The following is a 6,317-nucleotide window of genomic DNA, read 5'->3' as shown; positions in this document are numbered from 1 at the left end:
TCCAAGGGGTTTACCCCCAACCGCCATCAAGTGGCGACTTAACTACTATATCATTTTTAAAAACCTTTGTCAACACTTTTTTTGTCGAATTTTGTTCCCTGCTTAAGGGAACTTATAAACTATAACATGATTAGTTGATGCTGTCAATAGTATTACATCAGTGCAATAAAAGAGCTTAAAGTAAGCTCTTTTCAATTATTCAATGGTCTTATTGAGTTCTTTTCTAAATTTTTCTACTATTTTCTTTTCCATTCTCGATATAGTCATTTGTGAAACCTGTAATTCTTCTGCCACTTGCATCTGAGTTTTATGATTAAAGAATCTATCCTTTAATACCTTTATTTCTACTTCATTTAATTTTTCCATTGTCTTTTGTAGAAAGTCCCTATTTTCTATAGCATCAAAGCTTTTGTCCATTTCACCAATTAAGTCCATTAATTGAATATCTTTATCTTCTCCATCATTATCATAGGTTATATCTAAAGATTTTGGTGTATAAACCTGACTGGCCTCCATTGCTTCAATTACTTCATCCTCAGTACATTCTAAATACTCAGCTATATCTTTAACCAATGGACTTCTTTGAAGTCTTTGATGTAGAGTATTCTTTGCTGTGTTCACTTTTTTCGATAACTCTTGAATTCTTCTAGGTACCCTTATTGACCACCCTTTATCTCTAAAATGCTTTTTGATTTCACCTATTATAGTTGGAGTTGCAAAGCTAGAAAATTCAAAGCCTTTACTTATATCAAATCTTTCTATAGCATAAATTAACCCCAATGATGCTACTTGATAGATATCTTCATAATCAATTCCCTTATTTAAGAATTTTTTTGATAAAATTTCAGCTATATATAAATGCCTACTTACTAATTCATTTCTTAAATCAATTGATTTGGCATTAGAATACTCTAGGAATAGTTCTTTATCCGAAAGCTTTTTTAGGGACTGTACTATTTCATTATTATCAGTAGCCTTTGCTACATTTTTCATTGAAAATCATCCCCCAAATATTTTGACATCTTAATGGTTGTACCTCTCCCTAATTCAGAAACAATGTCTACTTCATCCATCAATGATTTAATTATGAATACCCCTAACCCTCCTTCTCTTAAATTATTTAAATCAGGAGATTCTAATTTTTCAGCAGAATATCCCTTTCCATTATCCTGTACGTAAATAGTTAGTTTTTCATCCTCTACTATAAACTCTATATTAAAATTATCATCTTTTAAATGTTTACCATGGGTTATTGCATTCGTACATGCTTCAGCTATTGCAACTTTAAAATCTTCAATTTTTTCTATATCAAATCCCATTCTATTAGCTATAGCTGCTACTGTTAATCTAATAACACTTACATATTCAGGCCTGTTTGGTATCGATAGTTTTATATGATCCTTTTTTATACTCATATTTGTATACTCCTTTGCAATTTTGTTCATGGTGTTCACTTCACCCCTCTATTACAAATATTTTGTCTAAGCCTGTTATATTTAGTAATTTCTTTATGCTTGGTTTAATATTTATAATGATAATATTCTTATTATCCTGTTTAAGTCTTTTCAGTATCCCTATCAGTACACCTAATCCAGTACTGTCTATATACTCTAATTCACTAGCATCAATTTTTATGGATTCCTTCTTTTCTTCTAAAAGACTGATAAAGGTTTCTTTAAGTTGTCCTGCAGTATAAACGTCTACCTCTCCATTAAGCTGAATGTTCCATAAACCCTTTTCAAAATCAAAATTTTTAACGATGGATAATGACATTTTTAACCCCCCTTAGTTTAATTGACTTAATACTATTACCCATTTTATTGGTTTTTAAACAATTTATCTAATAAATAAAGGCATCAATTACATTATTCAGTTGATGCCTCCAATTATCAGAACTTCACTATCTACTCCTCTTCCATTTCTTCTTCGTCTTCATGAATTGGAATAAGAGCTACCGAAACAATTTTTTCATCTTCTTCTGTTCTCATTAGGGTAACACCCTTTGTATTCCTTCCCATTTGGGATATACCCTTTACATTTAACCTTATCACTGTTCCATCATTGTTTATTAATAATATTTCTTCATCATCATTAACAATCTTAGCTGCTACAACTTTTCCTGTTTTTTCAGTAACATTATAGGTTTTAATACCCTTTCCACCCCTTGTTTGAGTGCGGTATTCACTTACTTTTGTTCTTTTTCCAAAGCCCTTTTCACTAACAACCAACAAATCATTATTATCTGCGGTAACTTCCATAGCAACTACTTCATCACCCTCTGATAAATTAATTGATTTTACACCCATTGCCGTTCTGCCCATATCTCTAACATTGCTTTCATTGAACTTTATAGACATACCATCGGAGGTTATAATCATAACACTATATCCTTCGTCTGATATTCTTACACTGATTAATTCATCCTCTTCTCTGATATTGATGGCTGTTAATCCTGACTTTCTGGTGTTATCAAACTGACAAAGTTGGGTCTTCTTAATAATACCTTGCTTAGTAGCCATTAATAGATACTGCTGATCACATTCTCTGTTCATAGGGATTACTGCTGCGATCTTTTCGTTTGGTGTGAGCTGAAGAAGATTAATTATAGCAGTGCCCTTAGCTTGTCTCTTTGCTTCTGGAATCTCATATACATTTAATTTATATGCCTTACCTTTATTTGTAAAGAATAAAAGATAATCGTGGCTTGATGTGATAATTAACTTCTCTACAAAATCCTCTTCTCTAGTGGTAACCCCGGTTACACCCTTTCCACCTCGTTTTTGGCTTTTATAAGTGTCAATAGGTAATCTTTTTACATATCCAAAATGGGTTAGAGTAATAACAACATCCTCTTCATCTATAAGATCTTCAATGCTTATTTCCCCTTCATCCATAACGATTTGGGTTCTTCTATCATCACTGAATCGGTCTTTTATTTCTAAAATTTCTTCTTTTATGATATTTAGAATCAATTGTTCACTACCTAAAATTTCCTTTAGCTCTTGAATTAATCTTAAGGTTTCCTCTAAATCTGCCTCTATTTTATCCCTTTCTAGTCCTGTTAAACGTTGAAGCCTCATTTCTAATATTGCCTGGGCTTGTTTTTCAGATAAACTGAATTTTTCAATCAAGCCAGCCTTTGCTATATGAACAGTTTCTGATGATCTTATTAAAGAAATAACTTCATCTAGATTATCTAAAGCAATTTTTAAACCCTCTAAAATATGAGCCTTTTCTTCTGCTTTATTTAGATCAAATTGGGTTCTTCTGATAATAATATCTTTTTGATGGTCTATGTAATGGCTTAGAACCTCTTTTAAATTTAGTACTCTTGGCTCTCCATTAACAAGGGCAATCATGATAATACTAAAGGTGTCTTCCATTTGAGAGTGCTTATATAATTTATTTAATACAACATTGGCATTGGCATCTTTTTTTAGTTCTATTACAATTCTCATTCCAGAGCGATCACTCTCGTCTCTAAGGTCTGAGATACCTTCAATCTTTTTATCCCTTACTAAATCAGCTATTTTTTCAATAAGCTTTGCTTTATTAACCTGGTATGGAATTTCATTAACAATAATTTGCTGTCTACCATTCTTCATTTCTTCAATATTTGCTACAGCCCTTACCTTTACCTTACCTCTACCCGTTAGGTAAGCTTCCTTCATTCCTTCTTTACCCATAATTTGAGCACCAGTGGGAAAGTCTGGACCCTTAATAAAATTCATAATTTCATCTACTTCGGCATCAGGATTATTAATTAAGTGTATTAATCCATCAATTACCTCCGCTAGATTATGGGGGGGTATTGAAGTAGCCATACCAACAGCAATACCATTTGATCCATTTACTAATAAATTGGGAAACCTACTTGGCAGTACCTGTGGTTCTTTTAGAGTATCATCGAAGTTTGGTATAAAGTCTACTGTTTCCTTATGAATATCCCGAATCATCTCCATAGAAACTTTAGATAATCTTGCCTCTGTATAACGCATTGCTGCAGCACTATCACCATCTACAGAACCAAAGTTACCATGTCCATCTACCAATAAATATCTAGTTGAGAAATTCTGGGCCATCCTTACCATAGCATCATAAACCGCTGAGTCTCCATGAGGATGATATTTACCTAGAACGTCACCTACGATACGAGCTGATTTTCTAAAGGGCTTATCTGGTGTCATTCCTAGTTCACTCATTGCATATAAAATTCTTCTGTGAACAGGCTTTAATCCATCTCTAACATCCGGAAGAGCTCGGCCTACAATAACACTCATCGCATAATCTATATAAGATTTTTTCATTTCTTCTTCAATGCCTATTGGGACTATTTTATTGTTTTCTTCTATCATCATTATTCCCCCATACTATATATCAAGGTTTTTAACATACTTTGCATTTCTTTCAATAAATTCTCTTCTTGGTTCAACCTTATCCCCCATTAAAGTATTGAAAATCTCGTCTGCTGCTGCTGCATCATCTATATCAACCCTTAATAAGGTTCTAGTTTCAGGATTCATAGTGGTTTCCCATAACTGCTCTGGATTCATTTCTCCTAAACCTTTATATCTTTGAATCTCTGCTTTAGTATCTCTACCTATCTCATCAAGCTTTTTATTGAGTTCTTTATCTGAATATGCATAAAGCTCTGTTTTTCCCTTTTTAATTTTATATAAGGGAGGTTGGGCCACATAAATATGTCCAATTTCTATTAATGGTCTCATATATCTAAAGAAGAAGGTTAGTAGTAATGTGCGGATATGAGCACCATCAACGTCTGCATCTGTCATGATAATTATTTTATGGTATCTTAGCTTTTCAATATCAAAATCTCCAGCAATCCCTGTGCCAAAGGCTGTTATCATAGATCTTATTTCATTGTAGTTTAATATCTTGTCTAACCTGGCCTTTTCAACATTAAGAATTTTACCCCTTAAAGGGAGTATAGCCTGAGTAGATCTATCCCTTCCCTGCTTTGCACTTCCTCCTGCTGAATCACCCTCAACTAAATAGATTTCGCTAAGGGCTGGATCTTTTTCTGAGCAATCAGCAAGCTTTCCAGGTAGGGCGGTATTTTCTAAAACTCCCTTTCTTCTTGTTAATTCTCTGGCTTTTTTAGCTGCCTCCCTAGCTCTTTGAGCCCTTAAGGATTTTTCGATTATGGCTTTAGCTTCCGAAGGGTTTTCTTCTAAAAAGGCTTGAAAATAATCTGCTGTTATCCCTTCTACAATTCCCCTCATATCACTATTACCTAACTTGGTCTTTGTTTGGCCTTCGAATTGAGGTTCAGTCAGTTTTACTGAAACAATGGCAGTTAATCCCTCTCTAATATCTTCCCCTAAGAGATTTGCTTCCTTTTCCTTAAGATAATTGCTTTTTCTTGCATAATCATTAATAACCCTTGTGATGGCTGTTTTAAATCCTATTAAATGGGTTCCACCCTCTTGGGTATTGATGTTATTTGCAAAACTAAAAATATTTTCTGTATATGAGTCAGTATATTGCATTGCAATTTCAACTACTGAATCATCCTTATCCTTTTCAAAATAAATAACCTTTTCATGTATTACTTCTCTATTTTTGTTAAGATGTTTAACAAACTCTATGATTCCTCCAGTATAATGGAAGGTGCTTTCTTTTTCTAATCCTGGTCTTTCATCCTTAAGTACAATTTTTATACCCTTATTTAAAAAGGCCAATTCCCTTAGTCTATATTCTAAGGTTTCAAATTTATATTCTGTTTCTTCAAAAATATCAGCGTCGGGCTTAAATATTGTAGTAGTACCTTTTCCAGTTGTTTCCCCAACTACCTCAACATCACTAAGGGGTTGTCCACGATGATAGCATTGCCTATAATGTTTTCCATTTAATCTTACATCTACCTGTACTGTCTCTGAAAGGGCATTTACAACAGAAACTCCAACACCGTGTAATCCACCAGAAACCTTGTACCCCCCTCCACCAAATTTTCCACCAGCATGAAGGACAGTCATGATTGTCTCAAGGGTTGATTTACCCGTTTTAGGATGGATATCAATAGGTATCCCCCTACCATTATCCTCAACAAGTATAGAATTATCCTCTCTAATAACTACTAGAATTTTATCACAGAAACCAGCTAGAGCTTCATCTATACTGTTGTCAACAACCTCATAAACTAAATGATGCAATCCCCTTGGCCCAGTAGTCCCTATATACATACCAGGTCTTTTTCTAACTGGTTCAAGGCCTTCTAAAACCTGAATTTGTTCTGCTCCATACTGTTGTATTTTATTTTCCATTTATTTATACCTCCCACTTTACCACTATCTAAA

5 protein-coding genes are annotated in these 6,317 nt (G+C 33.7%); all 5 read right to left on the bottom strand.

Annotation, left to right across the window (positions count from 1 at the left end; genetic code table 11):
* Positions 1-195 precede the first annotated feature (195 nt).
* A complete protein-coding gene (locus F8153_RS02970; RefSeq protein ID WP_151864867.1) occupies positions 196-993 on the bottom strand; it encodes a SigB/SigF/SigG family RNA polymerase sigma factor in 798 nt (265 codons plus the stop codon).
* Positions 990-1,445 carry an ATP-binding protein gene (locus F8153_RS02965; RefSeq protein WP_243136881.1) on the bottom strand — a complete coding sequence of 152 codons (456 nt, stop codon included), beginning with the start codon at positions 1,443-1,445 and terminating at the stop codon, positions 990-992. Before F8153_RS02965 ends, F8153_RS02970 begins: the two co-directional genes overlap by 4 nt.
* A 10-nt stretch (positions 1,446-1,455) precedes the next feature.
* A complete protein-coding gene (locus F8153_RS02960; protein ID WP_151864865.1) occupies positions 1,456-1,773 on the bottom strand; it encodes an STAS domain-containing protein in 318 nt (105 codons plus the stop codon).
* Between the two features lie 131 nt (positions 1,774-1,904).
* The gene (gyrA, locus tag F8153_RS02955) at positions 1,905-4,355 is read right to left on the bottom strand and encodes a DNA gyrase subunit A (protein WP_151864864.1); all 2,451 of its coding nucleotides are present in this window, start codon (positions 4,353-4,355) and stop codon (positions 1,905-1,907) included.
* 15 nt (positions 4,356-4,370) lie between these two features.
* Positions 4,371-6,284, bottom strand: coding sequence for a DNA topoisomerase (ATP-hydrolyzing) subunit B (gene gyrB / locus F8153_RS02950; RefSeq protein WP_151864863.1), 1,914 nt, complete (start codon positions 6,282-6,284; stop codon positions 4,371-4,373).
* Between the last annotated feature and the right edge of the window lie 33 nt (positions 6,285-6,317).

The organism is Alkaliphilus serpentinus, from assembly GCF_009017255.1.
GTDB lineage: Bacteria > Bacillota > Clostridia > Peptostreptococcales > Natronincolaceae > Alkaliphilus_D > Alkaliphilus_D serpentinus.
This window is presented reverse-complemented; position numbering and strand designations above follow the sequence as displayed.